Source organism: Haloferax sp. ATCC BAA-644 (assembly GCF_000336975.1).
In the GTDB taxonomy this organism is placed as follows: Archaea; Halobacteriota; Halobacteria; order Halobacteriales; family Haloferacaceae; genus Haloferax; species Haloferax volcanii.
Window position 1 is genome coordinate 127,412 of record NZ_AOLF01000003.1, and the last position, 18,254, is coordinate 145,665.

An 18,254-nucleotide genomic window follows, 5' to 3' on the forward strand; every position below is an offset into this window, starting at 1 on the left:
AGGCCATGAGCTACTCGAAGCAGGCGAGAGGGTCGTTCGAGAGCGTCTCCGAACGGATTCCCGAAGGGGTCAAGGTGTACCTCCCGGTCCTACCGGTGACGGCGCTCGTCGGACTGTTCATCCTCTACCCCATCGCGCAGGCCATCTACTCGAGTTTCTTCAACAAGGACTTGCTCGCGCCCAGCGAGGCCGAGTTCATCGGACTGGCCAACTACGCCGAAATCTGGTCGAGTCCGACCATCCATCAGGTCCTGTGGAACACGCTCGTGTGGGTCGTCGTCGGCAGCTCCGCCGCGATCGTCCTCGGATTCCTGATGGGCTGGCTCCTCCACGAGAAGCTCCCGTACACGAGCGTCGCGAGCGCAATCGTGCTCATCCCGTGGGTCCTCCCGCGGGTCGTCGGCGCGTCCATCTGGCAGTTCATGTTCGGCGGGTCGCAGGGCATCATCAACGAACTGCTCGTCCAACTCGGTGTCATCGACGAGTACATCGTCATGCTCGGCTCGACGGAACTCTCGCTGTGGCCGCCCATCATCGGGATGATTTGGCGGCTCGCGCCCCTGTTCGCGCTGTTGACGCTCACGTCCTTGCAGGGAATCGACGAGCATCTCTACGAGGCCGCGCGGATGGACGGTGCGACGCCGTGGGAGCAGTTCCGGTTCATCACCATCCCGATGATGCGGTACAACCTCGCCATCGGCTTCCTCCTGATGCTCATCTACAACATCAGGAACTTCTCGATGATTTGGGTGATGACGAAGGGCGGCCCCGGCGTCTCCAGCAGCACGCTCCCGGTCATGATCTACCGGACGGCGTTCGTCGACTTCGACGTGGGGCTGGCCTCGGCGCTGTCGCTCATCCTGTTCGTCGTCCTGCTCGTGTTCTCGTACTACTACATACAGGTGTACGACCAAGTGCGGGGTGACGTCTGATGGCGGCACAAGACTCCGACCCCGACCCGGCCGCCGAGTTCCGGCGGAACGAGTCGTGGCTGTTCGACACCACGGCGGGTGCGTACGTTCGCAAGACGGCGGTCGCGCTCCTGACGCTCGTCGTCTTCGCGTTCGTCCTCTTCCCGCTGTACTGGATGGTCGTGACGGCGTTCAAGACCACCGCGGAGATTCAGCAGATTCCGCCGACGGTGTTCCCGAACGACTTCTCGTTGGAGGGGTTCCGGCTCGTCGTCGAGTCGTCGATTCAGGCGGGCGGCTACACCTCGCTGTTCGCCAACCTGTTCGGCTGGCAGGCGTCGTCGGCTATCGATATCGATATCCTGTCGCTCGTGTTGAACAGCCTGAAGGTCGCGGTCGGCGCGGGCGCAATTGCGCTCGTCCTCGGGACGGCCGCGTCGTACGTGCTCTCGCGCCGCGACTTCGTTGGGAAGAACGCCCTCATGAGCATCTTCCTCGCGTCGCTGATGTTCCCGGGGACCGCCATCATGGTCCCCGAGTGGGAACTCGTCTCCGCGCTCGGCCTGTTCAACACGCACCTCGTGTTGATTCTCATCTACGGCGCGATGACCGCGCCGTTCGTCGTCTGGCTGATGAAGGGCTTCTTCGACGACTTCCCGGACTCGATTATCGAGGCCTCCCGCATCGACCAGTGTAGCTCGATAGAGACGTTCTGGTACGTCATCGTGCCGATGGCGCGGAACTCGCTCATCGCGTCGTTCATCTTCGCGTTCCTCCTCGCCTGGAACGAGTTGGTGTTCGCGCTGACGCTCCTCGACAACTCCCGGTACACGGTTCCGCCGGGGCTCCTGACGTTCGTGCAGGGGTTCAACACCCAGTGGAACGTCGTCGCCGCGGCCTCGATTATCATCTCGCTTCCCGTCCTGCTCGGACTGGCCTACATCCAGCGCTACTTCGTGCAGGGACTCACCGGCGGCGCTATCAAGGGATAACACCCTCAGCCGCCGTCTTTCGGTGCCGCACACCGCGGCCAATTCTCGTATTCAGTCGCTAGCTTTAAGGGGCGTTCTACGGTAATGTTTTACAATGACACACCTCACAGTAGACGGTGTCACGAAGATTTTCGGCGACCCCGACAAGGACGGAGTCGTCGCGGTCGATAGCCTCGACATCGACGTCGAAGACGGGGAGTTCCTCGTTCTGCTCGGACCGAGCGGGTGCGGGAAGACGACGACGCTCCGGATGATCGGCGGGCTGGAGACGCCAACCTCCGGGGAGATTCGCTTCGACGACGTCGTCGTCAACGACATCAAAGCCCGCAACCGCGACGTGGCGATGGTTTTCCAGGACTTCGCGCTCTATCCGCATATGACCGTCCGGGAGAACCTCGGGTTCGGCCTCAAGCGGGAGGACAACGGGATGTCGAAGGCGGACATCGACGAGCGCGTCGAGGAGGTCGCGACGATGCTCGAAATCGAACAGCTCCTGAACAACAAGCCCGCACAGCTCTCGGGCGGGCAGAAACAGCGCGTCGCGCTCGGCCGGGCTATCATCCGCGAGCCGCGGCTGTTCCTGTTCGACGAGCCGCTTGCGAACCTCGACGCCAAGCTTCGCAAGACGATGCGGACCGAAATCGACGAACTGCAGTCCGAGGTCGGAATCACGTCCGCGTACGTCACCCACAATCAGGAGGAGGCGATGACGATTGCCGATAAAATCGCCGTTCTCAACGACGGCGCGCTCCAGCAACTGGGACGCCCGGAAGAAGTGTTCAACGAGCCCGCGAACCTCTTCGTCGCGCAGTTCGTCGGCAGCCCGGACATGAACATCTACGACGGCGTCGTCGCCGACGCCGACGCTGACGGCGGCGCTCGCGTCGAACTCGACGGCGTGAACTTCGAACTGCCGAGCGATGCCCTCGACACGGAGGTGCCGCCCGGGCGCGTCAACGTCGGGTTTCGCCCGCAGGACTTCTACCAGACGAGCAAGCGCCGCGCCGACGGGCTAACGTTCGACGTGGCGGTCCGCGTCGTCGAGCCGGTCGGCACGAAAGCAATCGTTCACGGAAACGGACCGATGGGCGACGTTACTGCCGAAATCGGTGAGTTCCACGGACTGTCGTCCGGCGACACGCTGTCGCTTTCTATCGCGCCCGAACACGTTTACTTGTTCGACGCCCAGACGGAGGCGCTGCGCAAGGGACGGCGTATCGAGAACCGAGCCTCCGTCCAGTCGCAGTCCCAGTCGTCCGAGTCCGACGGCGTCGAAATCTGAGCCGAGCGTCCGGGAGACATCACCTTCGCCTATCGGACGGGCTTTCGAAGCCCTCTTAGCCGCGGCTTCAGCCGCGCTACGGCCGAAATCCCCCGCCCGCACCCAAACATATTAATCGGTGTGTTCACATGGTGTAAAACGAGACGAACCCACACGGTTATTCGCAACTATGAAAGCCATTATTCAGACCGGGCCGCGATCGGTAGAGACACAAGAGCGGGAGGTTCCCACTCCCGGCGCAGACGAACTGCTCATCAAGGTCCACACCGCGGGACTCTGCGGGAGCGACGCTCACGCCTACAAGTACGACGGCGGCTACGAGTGGATTCCCATCCCGCGAATCATGGGCCACGAGTACTCCGGGACGGTCACGGAGGTCGGCGCGAACGTCGAGACGTTCGAGGTCGGCGACACGGTCGTCGAGGAGCCGATTCACGACTGCGGTCACTGCTTCCAGTGTCAGAACGGTCAGCCCAACGTCTGTCAGAACTTCTCCATCACCGGTATGCACCGCGACGGCGCGTACACGGAGTACGTCACCGTCGCGCCCGAGCACGTCCACGCGGTGCCCGAGGGCGTTCCCCTCCGGCACGCCGCCATCACGGAGCCGACGAGCATCGCCACCCGCGCGGTCCTCGACCAGTCGGTGACGACGCCCGGCGACAACGTCCTCGTCGAGGGGCCGGGCCCGATCGGCGTGCTCGTCGCCGCCGTCGCCGACTCCCTCGGCGCGAACGTCGTCGTCTCCGGCCTCGGTCAGGACGCGGCGTATCGCCTCCCGCTGCTCGAAGACCTCGGTATCGACACGGTGAACCTCGAAGAAGAAGGCGGCCTCGACGGGCGGGTCGAGTCGCAGACCGACGGCATCGGCTTCGACGTGGTCTTCGACGCCACGGGCCACCACAGCGGCGTCGTCTCCGGGAACGACGTGGTCCGCAAGGGCGGCCAAATCGTCGTCGTCGGCATCCCGAACTCGGCGAGCGAACTCAGCCTCACCTCGACCGTCCGCGGCGAGGTCGACATCAACACCTCCTACGGCTCGACGTGGACGAACTTCGAGCAGGCGCTTCGCCTGATGGAGCGCGGCGAAATCGCGGTCGAGAAGATTCTCGACACCTCTTACAGCGTCGACGACCCCGCCGCGGCGTTCGAAGCGTTCCTCGGTTCGGAGACCTGCAAGCCGGTCTTCCAGTTCGACGGCTGAACGGCCCCGCGTTCCGGCCGCGAACCGCCCAACGACAGAAACTATTTTACCCGTGCCGATTGGATGTGAGGTCGTACCAAACAAATCATGGAGATTACAGACATCTCAGCGACGAAAATCAGCAACGAGTCGTGGGGCGAGTTCATCGAATTCCCGCTCGTCACCATCATGTCGAAGTACGACGAGTACCGCAACGTCGACGGGGAGAACCCGCAGGCCCGCCGCGAGTGGATGGGCCCGGTGGGCGACGTGGTCGTCGAGGTCGAGACGGACGCGGGCATAACCGGCGTCGGCGTCGGTAACTGGGGTACCGGAGCCATCGCCACCGTCGTCGAGGAGACGCTGTCGAAAATCGTGGTCGGGGAAGACCCGACACAGCGCGAGCTTCTCTGGGAACAGATGTACCGCGCCACGCTCCCGTTCGGCCGGAAGGGAGTCGCCGTCATGGCAATCAGCGCGGTCGACCAGGCGCTGTGGGACATCGCCGGGAAGGACGCCGGCAAGCCGGTGTACGAACTGCTCGGCGGCCCCACCAAAGACGAGATTCCCGCCTACGCGTCGAACCTCCACCCCGTCGACATGGAGAAACTCGAGCGCGAGGCCATCCAGTACGTCGAGGAGGGCTTCGACGCGATGAAACTCCGCTTCCTCCACGGCCCCGAAGATGGCCGCGAGGGGATGAAGAAAAACGAGGAAATCGTCGCCACCGTCCGCGACGCCGTCGGCGACGACATCGAAATCGCGGGCGACGCCTACATGGGCTGGTCGGTCAAGTACGCCAAGGAGATGACCCAACGCCTCGGCAAGTACGACATGGCGTGGGTCGAGGAGCCGGTCATCGCCGACGACATCTCCGGCTACGCCGAGGTCCGCGAGGCCGCGCCGATGCCGATTTCGGGCGGCGAACACGAGTTCACCCGCTGGGGCCACGAGGACCTCCTCGAAGAAGGCGCGGTCGACATCCTCCAGCCCGACGTGGGTCGCGTCGGCGGCATCACGGAGCTCCAGAAGGTCGCCGACATGGCCGAAGTCCACGACGTGCCCGTCATCCCGCACGCCGGCACGAACCCGACGCTGCACGCCATCGCCGGGCACACGAACATGCCGATGGCGGAGTACTTCCCGACCCCCGAGTGGTTCGAGGAGCGACAGGAGAAACGCGAGTCGACCTACGCCGACGCCATCTTCCAGAACCCGCCGTCGCCCGAAAACGGGTCGATTCCGCTCCCCGACGAGCCCGGCGTCAGCACGCAACTGAACCGCGAGGCGCTCGAACACTTCGCCATCGAGTGACGATGTCGGACATCAGCTTCGAGTACAACGTTCCCGTCTTCGCCGGCGCGCCCGACGAGGGGACCGAGCCGACGCACCGCGACACGCCGCAGTACGAGGCGCTCGACTGGGAGACGACCAAGATGGGCGTCCAGACGGCGGAGGAACTCGGCTTCGACGCGGCGTGGGCACCCGACCACCTGCTGTTGGGCCGCGACCACGCCGAGTACGAGTGCTGGACGCTGCTGTCGGCCATCGCCGGCTTCACCGAGGACATCAACCTTGGCTCGCTCGTCCTCTGTAACGACTACCGCAACCCGGCGCTCGTCGCCAAGATGGCGGCCACGCTCGACGTGATTTCCGACGGGCGGCTGGAACTCGGTCTCGGCGCGGGCTGGCACGAGCCGGAGTACGACGCCTACGGCTGGGAGTACCGCGACGGCTTCGAGCGCCTGATGCGGCTCGACGAGTCAATCCGTCTCATGAAGCGCATGTGGGCCGCCGGCACCGACGGCGCGAGCTTCGACGGGAAGCACTACCAGGTAGAGGACGCCTACTGCGTCCCCGGGCCCGTCCAAGACCCCCACCCGCCCATCCTCGTCGGCGGGCAGGGCGAGGAGGTCACGCTCAAACTCGTCGCCAAACACGCCGACGTGTGGAACACCGACGTGTTCAACGGTGACGTGGAGACGCTCGAACACAAAATCGGCGTCATCGAAGACCACTGCGAGACCGTCGGCCGCGACCCCGACGAAATCGAGTACTCGTGGGACGGCCACGTCATCTGCACCCGCGACGAGGAGAAGTTCGACCGCCTGCTCGACCTGATGACGCCCATCCAGTTCGAAGAAGAGTATCAGGACCAAGCGCCCATCGTGACGGAGGAGGACGCCCGCGAGTACTTCATCATGGGGACGCCCGAGGAGTGCGCGGAGGCTATCGAGCGTCGCATCGACGCCGGCGTGACGAAGTTCCAGGGCTGGTTCATCGACTTCCCCGACACCGACGGCATGGAACTGTTCGCGGACGAAGTCATCCCGCAGTTCAACTGAGGTGCTCCCGCGGATTGAGCGCCTCGCGCTCGCGTCGCCCTCGCGCACTCGCTTTCTTTTTTCGCATCCTCTCGTCAGTTGTCTCCTCGATAGACACGGAATTTGGGTTATTTAAATTATTCAAAATATCCTCGCACCCCACCCGAGGTCGTCGCTCGTCTCTTCGCCATCGTTTCCGGCAATAGCGGAAAGACATTTGAGGGACGAGGGTTCATACCCAACTATGACGAAGGACGTCCCGGTCAACGCGGTCAAAATCTCGCTCGAACTCGTCGACCTCCTGCGGGAACTCGACGGGGCGGGCGTCTCGGAGGTAGCCAAGCGACTGGACAAGCCGACCAGCACGATTCACGACCACCTGCGGACGCTGGAGCAACAGGAATACCTCGTCAAGGAGGGCGACACCTACTACGTCAGCACGCGGTTCCTCCAGTTGGGCGCGCACGCGCGCTCTCGACAGAAGGTGTTCAACATCGCCCGCCCCGAGATAAACGAACTCGCGCAGGTGACCGGCGAGCACGCGAATCTGATGATCGAGGAACACGGTATCGGCGTCTTTCTGTACCGCTCGCGGGGTCCCGACGCCGTTCGTCTGGACACCCACGCCGGGATGCGCGTCCCGTTGCAGACGACGGCGCTCGGGAAGTCCATCATGGCGAACCGGCCGCGGGAGGAAATCGAGCGCATCTTGGACCGCCACGGACTGGAGTCGGTGACGGACCGCTCTATCACGGACCGCGAGGAACTGTTCGACGTGTTGGAGCAGGTCCGCGAGCGCGGCTACTCCTACGACGACGAAGAGCGCGTCAAGGGCATGCGCTGTGTGGCCGCGCCGATACTCAACGAGGACGACTACGCCATCGCCGCCGTGAGCGTCTCGGGGCCGAAAAGCCGGATGCGCGAGGAGCGATTCACCGAGGAACTGCCGAACCAGATTCTCAAGAGCGCGAACGTCATCGAGGTGAACCTGACGTACTCGTAGTCGGCGGGTCGGCGGCCTCGGGTCGCCCGCCTCGCTCCCGTCGTCGCAATGCTGCGTAGAGCGCAACAGTTACGTATCACGGTGTGGCAGAGTGTAACGATGCAACTCGTTCGATACACCGCGGGCGGTGCTCCCGAGTGGGGCGTCCGCCGCGACGACGATGTCGTCCCGCTTTCCGGCCTCCGCGAAGACGTAACCGTCCAGAACCTCAACAGCCCCGGCTTCCTCACCGTCGTCGAGGACGCCGCGGACGCCGCCGAGGACCAGTCGGTCCCCGTCGAGGACGTGAAGCTCCTCGCGCCCGTCCCGCGCCCCGGCAAAATCGTCTGCGTCGGCCTCAACTACCACGACCACGCCGAAGAACAGGACGAGGAGGTCCCCGAACGCCCGCTCCTGTTCGGCAAGGCCGGCACGTCCGTCACGAACCCCGGCGACCCCATCGTCCACCCGGCGGCCATCGACGAGGTCGACTACGAGGTCGAACTCGGCGTCGTTATCGGCCAAACGGCCAAGAACGTCGACGCCGAGGACGCTTTCGACTACGTCGCGGGCTACACCGCCATCAACGACGTGAGCGGCCGCGACGCGCAGTTCGACGACGGTCAGTTCTTCCGCGGCAAGAGCTACGACACGTTCGCCCCGATGGGGCCGACGTTCGTCCCCGAGGCCGACCTCGACCCGCACGACCTCGACGTGGCCTGCCGCGTCAACGGCGAGACGAAACAGGAGTCCAACACCTCCGAGTTCATCTTCGGCGTCGACGAGGTCGTCGAGTACATCAGCGGCATCACGACGCTCCGACCCGGCGACGTCATCTCCACCGGCACGCCCGGCGGCGTCGGCATCTTCCGCGACCCGCCGGAACTGCTCGAACCGGGCGACAGCGTCGACGTGGAAATCGAGGGCATCGGCACGCTCACGAACCCCGTCGTTGCCGAGCGCGACGAGTAATCGACCGCCGTACAGCACAATTATTTATAGGATATCCCGGAACTACCGACTATGAGCACGCACACAGACACCCGACTGAGAGACAGGCATATCGTCGTGACCGGCGGCGCGCGCGGCATCGGCCGCGGCATCGCGGTCCGCTGCGCCCGCGCCGGGGCCGACGTATCGATTTTCGACACGAAGCCCGAGGTGGCCGCCGAGACGGCCGACCTCGTCCGCGAGGAGGGCGGCGAGGCCGCGGTGTACGAGGTCGACGTGACGGACGCCGAGGCCGTCGAAACCGCCGTCGACGCCGCTATCGACTCGCTCGGTGACATCCACGGCCTCGTGAACAACGCGGGCGTTCAGCAGGCCGTCCCGCTCCTCGAAACGACCGAAGACGACTGGGACCTCCACTTCGAGGTGAACGCCAAGGGGACGTTCCTCGTCTCCAAGGCCGTCGCCGCCCGGATGGTCGACGGTGATGTCGAGGGCAGCATCGTCAACATCTCCTCGGTCGGCGCGGAGCGGCCGTTCGCCGGACAGGGCGCGTACGGCGCCTCCAAGGCGGCCGTCCTCGCTTTCACGACCGTACTGGCGAAGGAACTCAGCGACCACGGCGTCACCGTCAACGCGCTCAAGCCCGGCACCGTCGAGACGCCGATGGTCGAGGCGTGGCTCGACGAGCACGCCGAGCAGTCGGGTAAGTCGCCGGACGAAATCCTCGCGGAGACGCTCGACGCGCACATCCTCGACCGAATCGGCCAACCCGAAGAAGTCGGCCACGTCGCGGTCCTGCTCCTCTCCGAGGAGGGCGACTGGATAACCGGCGAGTCCATCGCCGTCGACGGCGGCTACCTCAAACACTAGTGTTCGCCGCGACGACTTCGAGAGTCGCCCGAAGCGTCCGAAATCGGCGCTTTCGACTGCCCGAGCCCGACCCCGAGCGTTCGGCCACAGCACTCACACGCAGTCCGGTATTATCGGATATTGATTGTGTAGCATCTGGCGGCCGGGCGAACTGAACCGCGGCGTGCCCGTCGCGGCGCACGCGACCGCCGTGAGGAGCGAAATCAAGCGACTCGGAGATGTCCGCATCGCCTCGCGTCGTCGCAGTTGGTGGCCTGTCGTCGCCGTCCGTGACTCGTCCAATTCACCGCTGACACTCAGCGACAGGCTCGTGGCTTTGCGCACCGGATTTCGCCTCCGTGGCAATAATAGTCATAAACATAATTCACATATTGGTGTGCCGTGTAATAGCATGTGGTTGGAGCAGTCCGACCCATGTGTAATCAGCATCCCGTGCACCCAGCACGATAGCCATCAGTACTCAGTCATACTGTACGCACGGTAGCCCCCACCGAGTACGCCTGCCCAACTGATACTCGTGAACACGTGGCGCGGCTACCGACCGAGCACAACGTCCCATTGATGCTCTATTTTTCGGTCGTCTCCCGTCCTACGTAGCGTCTGCATTCCCGACTCCAGCCCCGCGTTACTGCCCAGTCTCCGCGTGAGTCGTCGAACCCCACCTATCTCATCCGACATTGCCGGATATTACTGGTTCGATTCCGACGAACGCGCCTCACCGAGTGTGACGAATCGCTCTCCAAACCTGAAGATATTTCACGCCACCGTGTGAAAAACGAGTAATGGGTACCGACCAAAGCACGAACCGTCGCCTAAGCAAGGTAGAGCGGGTCATCGAGACGTACGACTTGGACGGATTCGGCGAGCAGCTCGCCGACCGCTGGACGGCTCCCGAGGACAGCGACAGCCTCCGGGACCTCGCGGATCTGATGAACGAGAAGGTGCTCGACGCCGCGCTCCGCAAGGCTGGCGAGGACGTCCTCGAAGGCGAGGTCGAGAACCTGTACACGCTTCTCACCGGCGACGAGACCACGGAGGGGATGCGCGTTCAGGCGAAGAACACGCTCCAGTCCCGCGGCGTCGACGTCGACCAACTGCTCTCGGATTTCGTCTCTCATCAGGCGGTCTACACCTACCTGACGGATATTCGCGGCGTCTCGAAGGACTCCTCGTCAGGAAACAGAATCGACAACGTCATCGAGTCCATCCAGCGACTCCGCGGCCGACTGGTCGCGGTCATCGAGCAGAGTCTGAGTTCGCTCCGCAACACGAGCAAACTCCGACTCGGGGACTTCGATGTCCTCGTGGACACGCAAGTGTACTGCCGCGACTGCGGGACGCAGTACGAGGTCGTCGAACTGCTCCAGCGCGGCGGGTGCGACTGCGACGAAAGGGAATCGAACTAACCGATTACATACTTAGCGCTGTCACATTATCCTCGACTCAACGGGTGATTTTATATTGGTGTACCTGTTGGGTCAAGGTATGAGCTCAGAACAAGTGTCAAAATCCAAAGTCCACCTTTCGGTCGAGAACATCGGTGGCATCGACAATCTGTCAACGTCGTTCGAGCCGGGCGTGACCGTCTTGGCGGGTCGAAACGCCACGAACCGAACGTCGCTCTTGCGGTCTATCATGGCCGCCCACGGGAGCGACGACGTGGCGCTCAAAGGCGACGCCGACGAGGGCTCCGTCGAACTCACTATCGGCGACGAGACGTACACTCGGACGTTCGAGCGGCAGGGCGACACGGTCATCTCCGGCGGGAACCCCGTCCTCGAGGACCCGGACCTCGCGGACCTCTTTGCGTTCCTGCTCGAAACGAACGACGCCCGACAGGCGGTCGCCCGCGGCGACGACCTCCGCGACCTCATCATGCGCCCGGTCGACGTCGAGTCCATCAACGAGCAGATCGAGTCGCTCCAGCAGGAGAAACGCGATATCGCCGACGAGCTCTCGACGCTCAGCAACCTCTCCGACCGCCTGCCGCAGCTCGAACGCCGGCGGACGAAGCTCGAAGACCAAATCGAGGAGAAGGAAGACGAACTCGCGGAGAAAGAACAGGAGGTCGAGGAGTACGACGCCAGCGTGAGCGAGCGCCAGGAAGTCGAGAGCGAACTCGAATCCAAGCTCGGTGACCTTCGGAGCAAGCGCCGCGACATCAACGACGTGGACCGCCGCATCGAGACCGAAAAACAGAGCCTCGACGCGCTCGAATCCGAGGAAGCGGAGCTTGAGGACGACGCCGAGGACCTCCCGGAGGTCGCAGGGGGCAAACTCGACGAAATCGAGTCCGAAATCAGCCGGCTCCGGACGCGTCGGCAGGAGATTCAGTCGACCGTCAACGAGCTTCAGTCCGTGATTCAGTTCAACGAAGAGATGCTCTCGGGCACCTCCTCGGATGTCGTGGACGCGCTCCGCGACGCCGACGACGCCGGCGGGAGCGTCACCGACCAACTGCTCGGTGACGACCAGGTCGTCTGCTGGACGTGCGGTTCCGAGGTCGACAAGTCCGAAATCGAAGGAACGCTCGAACGCCTTCGGTCGCTCCGCGAGGAGAAGCTCGAAGACAACCGCGACCACCGCGAACAGCTCTCCGAACTCGAAGACGAGAAGTCCACCTACGAGCGCCGCCAGCGCGAGCGCGACCGCATCGAGCGCCGCCTCTCCGAAATCGAAAGCGAGCGCGAGACCCGCCAAGAGCGCATCGAGGAGCTCAAATCCGACCGCTCGGACCTCGAAGCCGAAATCGACTCGCTCGAACAGACCGTCGACGAACTCGAAAGCGAGGAACACGGCGACCTGCTCGACCTCCACCGCGAGGCGAACCAGCTCGAATACGACCTCGGCCGACTCCGCAGCGACCTCGAAGACGTCGAAGACGAAATCGCCGACATCGAGCGCAAACTCGACGAGCGCGACGAACTCGAAGCGGCCCGCGAGGACATCGAAGACGAACTCGAAGAGCTTCGGACGCGCATCAAGCGCCTCGAATCCGAGGCCGTCGAGGAGTTCAACACCCACATGGACGACGTCCTCGACGTGCTCGAATACGACAACCTCGAACGCATCTGGATCGAGCGCACCGAAAAGCGGGTTCGGGAGGGCCGAAGGAAGGTCACGAAATCGGTGTTCGACCTCCACGTCATCCGGACGAACGAAGACGGCGTGAGCTACGAGGACTCCGTCGCCCACCTCTCGGAGTCCGAGCGCGAGGTGACCGGCCTCGTGTTCGCGCTCGCGGGCTACCTCATCCACGACGTCTACGAGACGGTGCCGTTCATGGTCCTCGACTCGCTCGAAGCCATCGACTCGAACCGCATCTCGCGGCTCGTGGACTACTTCGCGGACTACGCCGACTTCCTCGCCGTCGCCCTCCTCGAAGAGGACGCACAGGCCGTCGACAGCGCGTACCCGCGCTACTCGCCGGCGTAACGACGCCGACAGCGCTTCGTTTTTCTCGTTTTTCATCCCCCGCGTCGAGTCGCGTCGCGAACGGCGCATCTCGTTTCGAGTTACACTATTAGGTGTGTCACGAACTGGGTATTGACGGCGACAGGGCGACGCGCTCAGGAGAGCGCGATGCTCAGTTCCAACTCCTCTGCGATGCCGAGGAGGACTTCGGTGAGACGGTCGAACTGCTCGCCTTTCATCCGGTTGGAGGGACCGGCGACGCTCAGCGCGCCGAACACGTCTCCGTCCGGCCCCATGACGGGTGCACCGACCGCGCGAACCCCGCTTATCTGCTCTTCGACGTTCAGCGCGTAGCCGCGCTCTCTAATCTCGTCGAGTTCGTCGAACAGCGCCGCCTCGTCGTGAATCGTCTGTTCGGTCTCCTTCGGGAGGCCGATTCGGTCGACGATTTCTCGGACCCGTTCTCGCGGCATGTTGGCGAGGATGGCTTTCCCGCTCGCCGTCGAGTGGAGATAGACGCGCTTTCCCACCGTCGACTGCGTCCAGACGCCGTGTTTTCCGGGTGCGGTGTGGACGTACACGCCTCGCCCGTGTTCCTCGACGGTGAAAATCGAGCGCCGCTCTGACTCCTCCGAAAGGACGTTGGTGTAGTGTTCGGCCTTCCCGAATCGGCGTTTCCGCGTCCGCACGAAGTTCCCGAGACCGAGGAAGCGAAGCCCGAGATGATACGTATCACCCTCTTTAACCACGTATTCCTGCGCTTCGAGGGTCGTTACGTGGGTGTGTGCGGTGCTCGGCGCGATGTCGAGTTCGCGGGCGATTTCGGTCACGCCGGCCCCGTCGCGTTCCCTGAGTAATTCGACGATTCTGAGGGTTGTGACCGTGGTTTTGAGCGAGCGGTCGTTCGCATTTTCGGTCATTACCTGCGGGTGGTCATCATTGCACATAGTATTTTCGCTGCTCCCGAATACCAGTTGTCCGCTAACGAATACGGGCCACGCTGACGCCGAAACGAGCTGTTTGTGAACTATGTGCATGGTTTGCGGCTGGATTGGGGTGCGACGCCCCGCCTCGAAGACGGCGAGGTCAACGGGCGAAAACCGGCAGAGAGCGGTCCGGAAGCGTCCAAAACGCGGGAGTAACGACGCTCGTCAGATTTCGGCGTCTCCCGGTGTTTGGATTCGTTCCTCGTGAATCGTGCGTTCAGTGGGTGATTCGAAGCCCGAACGTTCACCGCTCCGGAAGTGTTATTATCGTTTCTCCAGTCCAATCGCACGAGACGCAATGAACCACAACGAGACGTTCGAGACGGTCGAGTCGCTGGAGGCGGAACTCGTCTCACTCACCGAGTCGCTCTGGGCGCAGCCGGAGCTCGGCCTTCACGAGACCGAATCCGCCGAGTTGCTCTCGTCGGTCCTCCGCGACGCGGGATTCGACATCACCGAGGGCATCGGCGGGATGCCGACGGCGTTCAGCGCGACCTACGGCGAGGGCGAACCGCACGTCGGCATCCTCGGGGAGTACGACGCGCTGCCCGGACTGTCGCAGACGGTGTCGTCGAACAGGGACCCTGTCGAGGCCGGCGCACCGGGACACGGCTGCGGACACAACCTGTTCGGCGTCGCCGGCGTCGGGGCCGCCCTCGCCGCGAAGCGCGCCATCGACGACGGGCGGGCCGAGGGAACGGTCACGTTCTTCGGCTGTCCCGCCGAGGAGATACTCGTCGGCAAAGTGTTCATGGCCCGCGACGGGGCGTTCGACGACCTCGACGCCGCACTCACGTGGCACCCGAGCCATCTCAGCGCGCCGTTCATGGCGCAGACGCTCGCGATGAACTCCGTCGAGTACACGTTCCACGGCGAGTCGGCGCACGCCGCCGACAGCCCGCAGTCGGGTCGGAGCGCGCTCGACGCCGTCGAACTGCTGAACACCGGGTCGGAGTTCATGCGCGAGCACGTCTCCGACGACGCCCGCATCCACTACACCATCCCCGACGGCGGCGGCGCGCCGAACGTCGTCCCCGCGGAGGCGACGGCGTGGTTCTACGTCCGCGCGCCGACCCGCGACGAGGTCGACCGCATCACCGACTGGCTCGACGACGTGGCCGAGGGCGCGGCGCTCATGACCCAGACGACGGTCTCCCGGCGGTTCCACACCGGCTGTTACGACTACGTGGCGAACCACGCGCTGTCCGATGCACTGCTGGAGAACATGCGACTCGCCGGCCCCATCCCGTACACCGACGAGGACCGCGAGTTCGCCGCGGAGCTTCAGGAGACGCTCTCGGCGGAGACAATCGAGGCGCGGACGGCGCAACTCCCCGAGGAGCGGCGCGAGGCGGCGCGCTCGTCGGTGCTGTATCCGGACGCCCAGCCCTCTTACGACGTGGGGACCGTCCTCAACGGCTCGACGGACGTCGGCGACGTGAGCTGGATTACGCCGACCGCGCAGTTCTGGGCGGCGTCGTGGCCGGTGGGGACGCCCTCGCACACGTGGCAGGCCGTCGCGGCCAACGGGAGCTTCGGGTCGAAGGCCGCGGTGTACGCCGCGAAGGTCCTCGCGGCGACGACGCTCGATCTGTTTTCGGACGAGGCGCTGGTGGCGGCGGCCCGCGAGGAGTTCGAAGCGTCCGTCCCCGGCGACTACGAGTGTGCGCTGCCGGAGGGGACGGAGCCGCCGTTCCACCTCACGTTGTAGGCGGCGAGCGTCGGGAAAATCAGCTCTCGTTTCGGTTTGCAGTTTCGCTCGCTTTCGTCTGTCTCCCCGTCGCCGAGGCTCGCGTTACTCCAGTTCCGACCGGAGATGCGTCAGGATGCGGTCGGTCGTCGACTCGATGACTTCTTCGAGGAACTCCGGGTCGGACTGCGTCGGGTCGCCGAGGCCGCCCTCGACGGTCAGGTCGTCGAAGTGGGCGTACTGGCGGACCTCGTAGCGGTTCTTCTTCGTCTGCGGCGTCTTGCGGTCGCCGTGGACGAGGTCGGGACAGTAGTGCTCGATGACGCTCGTCTCGTACTCGCCGGCGTGGCCCCATTCGGTGCCGAACCGCGCCTCTAACTGGTCGCGGGCGAAGTCGGTCCAATGGGCGTAGTACGAGTCGAGGCCGTGGTCGCGCTGGAGTCGGTCGAGCGCGAGTTTGTGCGGTTCGATGTTCCCCCCGTGGAAGTTGGCGACGAGAAACCGGGTCCCGCCGTGGCGCTGGACCGACCGGCCCACGTCGATGATTATCTCCTGGTACGTGTCGGCTCCGAGCGAGATCGTCCCCGCGTAGTTGATGTGGTGCTCCGAGTAGCCGTACGGGAGCACCGGCAGCACGAGGAGATTCAAGTCGTGTTCCGGGGCCGCCGCGGCGAGCTCCGCGGTCAGGTTCTCCGCTCGGATGGAGTCGACCGAGGTCGGGAGGTGCGTCGAGTGCTGTTCGGTTGCCCCGCAGGGGAGCACGACGAAGTCCGCCTCGTCGAACGCGGTTTCGGCTTCCTGCCACGTCATCTCCGCTAGGAGCGACTGTGACTCCGTTGAGTCCATAGGGAGATACGCACAGCACCCATATATAATACTTTTTGAACCGGGTTTTTTAGCAGACAACGGGAAACGAACACACGGTATGCAAACGCTTAAGTCGGTGATGCCGAAATGATTCGGCGTCAATGATGAGAGAGAGTGTCTCACGTAGAGATATACTGAAAACGACGGGTGCGTCGATACCCGTCTTGCTCGCCGGCTGTACGTCCGACTCCGGGTCCGAAACGACGAGCGAGGGCGACGGCGGTGGCGGCGAAACGACCGCGGGCGGCGCGACCGAAACGGCCGCCGGCGGTTCCGACGCGACGATACACATCGGCCAGGCGCTGAACCCCGTCCGATTCGACCCGATAACGCAGCTTTCGAACCCCGACGCGCTCGTCGCGAACCGGGTGTTCAGCCAGCTGTACACCTACGGCGAGGGGACCGACGTGGTCCCGAATCTGGCGACGAGTATGCCGACCATCGAGCGGGACAACACCCGATACATCGTCGAAATCGTCGATAACGCGATGTTCCACAACGGCGACCCGGTCACCGCCGAGGACGTGGCCTACTCGTTCCGCGCGCCCATCGAGGAGGAGACGCCCCTCTTGGGCATCTTCAGCGTCATCGACTCCGTCGAGGCCATCGACGAGACGACCGTCCAGTTCGACCTCTCGAACCCCTACGCGATGTTCCAGCACGTCCTCACCCATCAGGTCGTGCCGGAGGCCGTCCGCGAGGAGGACAAAGAGGCGTTCAGCACCCAACAGCCCATCGGCTCGGGGCCGTTCAAGTTCGTCGAGTGGGAAGAGAGCAACTACGTCACGCTCGAACGCTGGGACGACTACTGGGGCGACGAACTGCCCAACGTCGCGGGCGTCGAGTTCACGCCCATCACGGAGTCGACGACGCGCGTCACCAACCTCCGGACGGGCGACGTGGACGTTATCGAGACGATTCCGCCCCGACTTTGGGAGACCGTCGAGAGCACCGAAGACACGAGCATCTCCGAGGTGGAGAGCGTCGGCTACTTCTACGTCGCGTTCAACTGCAACGAGGGGCCGACAGCCGACAAGCGCGTCCGCGAGGCCATCGATTACAGTTTCTCGATGGACGACGCGGTCGACCGCTACATCGACCCGGCCGGACTCCGCCAGTACGGCCCGCTTCCGGGGCCGATGGTCGAAGAGTGGGAGATGCCGCTCGAAGAGTGGATGGAGATTCCGAACGACAAGGACGTCGAGCAGGCGACGGCGCTGTTCGAGGAGGCCGGCGTCCCCGCCGACTGGGACGCGAAGATTATCGTCCCGCCGGACGACAACCGCGAGAACATCGGCCTCTCTATCGCCAACGGCATCAAGGAGGCCGGCTACGAGGCCCACGTCGAACGGCTCGACTGGGGCGCGATGCTCAGCCGCGCCTACACCGGCAACGCCTCGGACTACAACATCTACGTCCTCGGGTGGGTCCGCTACCCCGACCCCGACGACTTCATCTACAACCTGTTCCACGAGGACTCAGAGGGCGTGAACCAGGGCGTCTACTACAAGAACGACGAGGTGATGGAGCAGATTCAGGGCGCGCGGGAGTCGACCGACCGCGACGAGCGCCAACAGCTCTACCAGTCGGCCATCTCGACGCTCCTGGAGGAGAAGGTCCACCTCCCGGCGTTCAACTACAAGAACTCCTACGGCGTGAAGTCCACCGTCAGCGACTTCCAGGTCCACCCGGTCTCGCCGCAGAACCCGCGGCTCCTCACCGGCTACAACAACGTCTCCGTCGACAGATGACGGTACCCCGTCGGTAACAGTTACCAAACGTTATATGCTCACTCCCCATCC

15 protein-coding genes are annotated in these 18,254 nt (G+C 64.0%); 13 read left to right on the forward strand and 2 right to left on the reverse strand.

What is annotated here, in order from left to right:
• Nucleotides 1-5: 5 nt before the first annotated feature.
• The 11 genes from C458_RS03325 (at nt 6) to C458_RS03375 (ending at nt 12,930) form a co-directional block, all read left to right on the forward strand.
• Complete coding sequence (locus C458_RS03325; protein ID WP_008573192.1) at nt 6-932, forward strand: carbohydrate ABC transporter permease; 927 nt, start codon at nt 6-8, stop codon at nt 930-932.
• Nucleotides 932-1,903 (forward strand): carbohydrate ABC transporter permease, encoded by a 972-nt coding sequence (locus C458_RS03330; RefSeq protein WP_008573193.1) that lies wholly within the window; start codon nt 932-934, stop codon nt 1,901-1,903. Before C458_RS03325 ends, C458_RS03330 begins: the two co-directional genes overlap by 1 nt.
• Nucleotides 1,904-1,997: 94 nt before the next feature.
• Nucleotides 1,998-3,185 (forward strand): ABC transporter ATP-binding protein, encoded by a 1,188-nt coding sequence (locus C458_RS03335; RefSeq protein WP_008573194.1) that lies wholly within the window; start codon nt 1,998-2,000, stop codon nt 3,183-3,185.
• Nucleotides 3,186-3,354: 169 nt separating this feature from the next.
• Complete coding sequence (rhcE, locus tag C458_RS03340) at nt 3,355-4,389, forward strand: 2-keto-3-deoxy-L-rhamnonate dehydrogenase (protein ID WP_008573196.1); 1,035 nt, start codon at nt 3,355-3,357, stop codon at nt 4,387-4,389.
• 87 nt (nt 4,390-4,476) lie between these two features.
• Nucleotides 4,477-5,682 (forward strand): L-rhamnonate dehydratase, encoded by a 1,206-nt coding sequence (rhcD, locus tag C458_RS03345; protein WP_008573197.1) that lies wholly within the window; start codon nt 4,477-4,479, stop codon nt 5,680-5,682.
• Nucleotides 5,683-5,684: 2 nt separating this feature from the next.
• On the forward strand, nt 5,685-6,713 hold the full coding sequence (locus C458_RS03350; RefSeq protein WP_008578673.1) for a TIGR03560 family F420-dependent LLM class oxidoreductase: 1,029 nt from the start codon (nt 5,685-5,687) through the stop codon (nt 6,711-6,713).
• Between the two features lie 223 nt (nt 6,714-6,936).
• Entirely contained in the window at nt 6,937-7,695 is a 759-nt protein-coding gene (locus tag C458_RS03355; protein WP_008573200.1) for an IclR family transcriptional regulator, read from the forward strand.
• Nucleotides 7,696-7,794: 99 nt separating this feature from the next.
• Complete coding sequence (rhcF, locus tag C458_RS03360) at nt 7,795-8,646, forward strand: 2,4-diketo-3-deoxy-L-rhamnonate hydrolase (protein WP_008573203.1); 852 nt, start codon at nt 7,795-7,797, stop codon at nt 8,644-8,646.
• A 51-nt stretch (nt 8,647-8,697) separates the two neighbouring features.
• Complete coding sequence (rhcB, locus tag C458_RS03365; RefSeq protein WP_049897096.1) at nt 8,698-9,495, forward strand: L-rhamnose 1-dehydrogenase; 798 nt, start codon at nt 8,698-8,700, stop codon at nt 9,493-9,495.
• A gap of 782 nt (nt 9,496-10,277) precedes the next feature.
• Nucleotides 10,278-10,901 carry a rod-determining factor RdfA gene (gene rdfA / locus C458_RS03370; RefSeq protein ID WP_008573207.1) on the forward strand — a complete coding sequence of 208 codons (624 nt, stop codon included), beginning with the start codon at nt 10,278-10,280 and terminating at the stop codon, nt 10,899-10,901.
• Between the two features lie 79 nt (nt 10,902-10,980).
• On the forward strand, nt 10,981-12,930 hold the full coding sequence (locus C458_RS03375) for an archaea-specific SMC-related protein (RefSeq protein ID WP_008573209.1): 1,950 nt from the start codon (nt 10,981-10,983) through the stop codon (nt 12,928-12,930).
• A 134-nt stretch (nt 12,931-13,064) separates the two neighbouring features.
• Here the strand turns inward: C458_RS03375 and C458_RS03380 are convergent, their stop codons facing one another.
• On the reverse strand, nt 13,065-13,829 hold the full coding sequence (locus tag C458_RS03380) for an IclR family transcriptional regulator (protein ID WP_008573211.1): 765 nt from the start codon (nt 13,827-13,829) through the stop codon (nt 13,065-13,067).
• A gap of 364 nt (nt 13,830-14,193) precedes the next feature.
• On the opposite strand from C458_RS03380, the gene C458_RS03385 reads away from it, so the two are divergent.
• A complete protein-coding gene (locus C458_RS03385; protein WP_008573213.1) occupies nt 14,194-15,606 on the forward strand; it encodes an amidohydrolase in 1,413 nt (470 codons plus the stop codon).
• Between the two features lie 84 nt (nt 15,607-15,690).
• Here the strand turns inward: C458_RS03385 and C458_RS03390 are convergent, their stop codons facing one another.
• Nucleotides 15,691-16,395 carry a creatininase family protein gene (locus C458_RS03390; protein ID WP_008573214.1) on the reverse strand — a complete coding sequence of 235 codons (705 nt, stop codon included), beginning with the start codon at nt 16,393-16,395 and terminating at the stop codon, nt 15,691-15,693.
• Nucleotides 16,396-16,616: 221 nt separating this feature from the next.
• On the opposite strand from C458_RS03390, the gene C458_RS03395 reads away from it, so the two are divergent.
• Complete coding sequence (locus C458_RS03395) at nt 16,617-18,203, forward strand: ABC transporter substrate-binding protein (protein WP_008573215.1); 1,587 nt, start codon at nt 16,617-16,619, stop codon at nt 18,201-18,203.
• The last annotated feature ends 51 nt before the right edge of the window (nt 18,204-18,254 follow it).

What these genes read in the sequence shown, in the direction of transcription:
- C458_RS03325 (WP_008573192.1), top strand. Translation starts at nt 6, where the DNA reads ATGAGCTACTCGAAGCAGGCGAGAGGGTCGTTCGAGAGCGTCTCCGAA.
- C458_RS03330 (WP_008573193.1), top strand. Translation starts at nt 932, where the DNA reads ATGGCGGCACAAGACTCCGACCCCGACCCGGCCGCCGAGTTCCGGCGG.
- C458_RS03335 (WP_008573194.1), top strand. Translation starts at nt 1,998, where the DNA reads ATGACACACCTCACAGTAGACGGTGTCACGAAGATTTTCGGCGACCCC.
- rhcE (WP_008573196.1), top strand. Translation starts at nt 3,355, where the DNA reads ATGAAAGCCATTATTCAGACCGGGCCGCGATCGGTAGAGACACAAGAG.
- rhcD (WP_008573197.1), top strand. Translation starts at nt 4,477, where the DNA reads ATGGAGATTACAGACATCTCAGCGACGAAAATCAGCAACGAGTCGTGG.
- C458_RS03350 (WP_008578673.1), top strand. Translation starts at nt 5,685, where the DNA reads ATGTCGGACATCAGCTTCGAGTACAACGTTCCCGTCTTCGCCGGCGCG.
- C458_RS03355 (WP_008573200.1), top strand. Translation starts at nt 6,937, where the DNA reads ATGACGAAGGACGTCCCGGTCAACGCGGTCAAAATCTCGCTCGAACTC.
- rhcF (WP_008573203.1), top strand. Translation starts at nt 7,795, where the DNA reads ATGCAACTCGTTCGATACACCGCGGGCGGTGCTCCCGAGTGGGGCGTC.
- rhcB (WP_049897096.1), top strand. Translation starts at nt 8,698, where the DNA reads ATGAGCACGCACACAGACACCCGACTGAGAGACAGGCATATCGTCGTG.
- rdfA (WP_008573207.1), top strand. Translation starts at nt 10,278, where the DNA reads ATGGGTACCGACCAAAGCACGAACCGTCGCCTAAGCAAGGTAGAGCGG.
- C458_RS03375 (WP_008573209.1), top strand. Translation starts at nt 10,981, where the DNA reads ATGAGCTCAGAACAAGTGTCAAAATCCAAAGTCCACCTTTCGGTCGAG.
- C458_RS03380 (WP_008573211.1), bottom strand. Translation starts at nt 13,829, where the DNA reads ATGACCGAAAATGCGAACGACCGCTCGCTCAAAACCACGGTCACAACC.
- C458_RS03385 (WP_008573213.1), top strand. Translation starts at nt 14,194, where the DNA reads ATGAACCACAACGAGACGTTCGAGACGGTCGAGTCGCTGGAGGCGGAA.
- C458_RS03390 (WP_008573214.1), bottom strand. Translation starts at nt 16,395, where the DNA reads ATGACGTGGCAGGAAGCCGAAACCGCGTTCGACGAGGCGGACTTCGTC.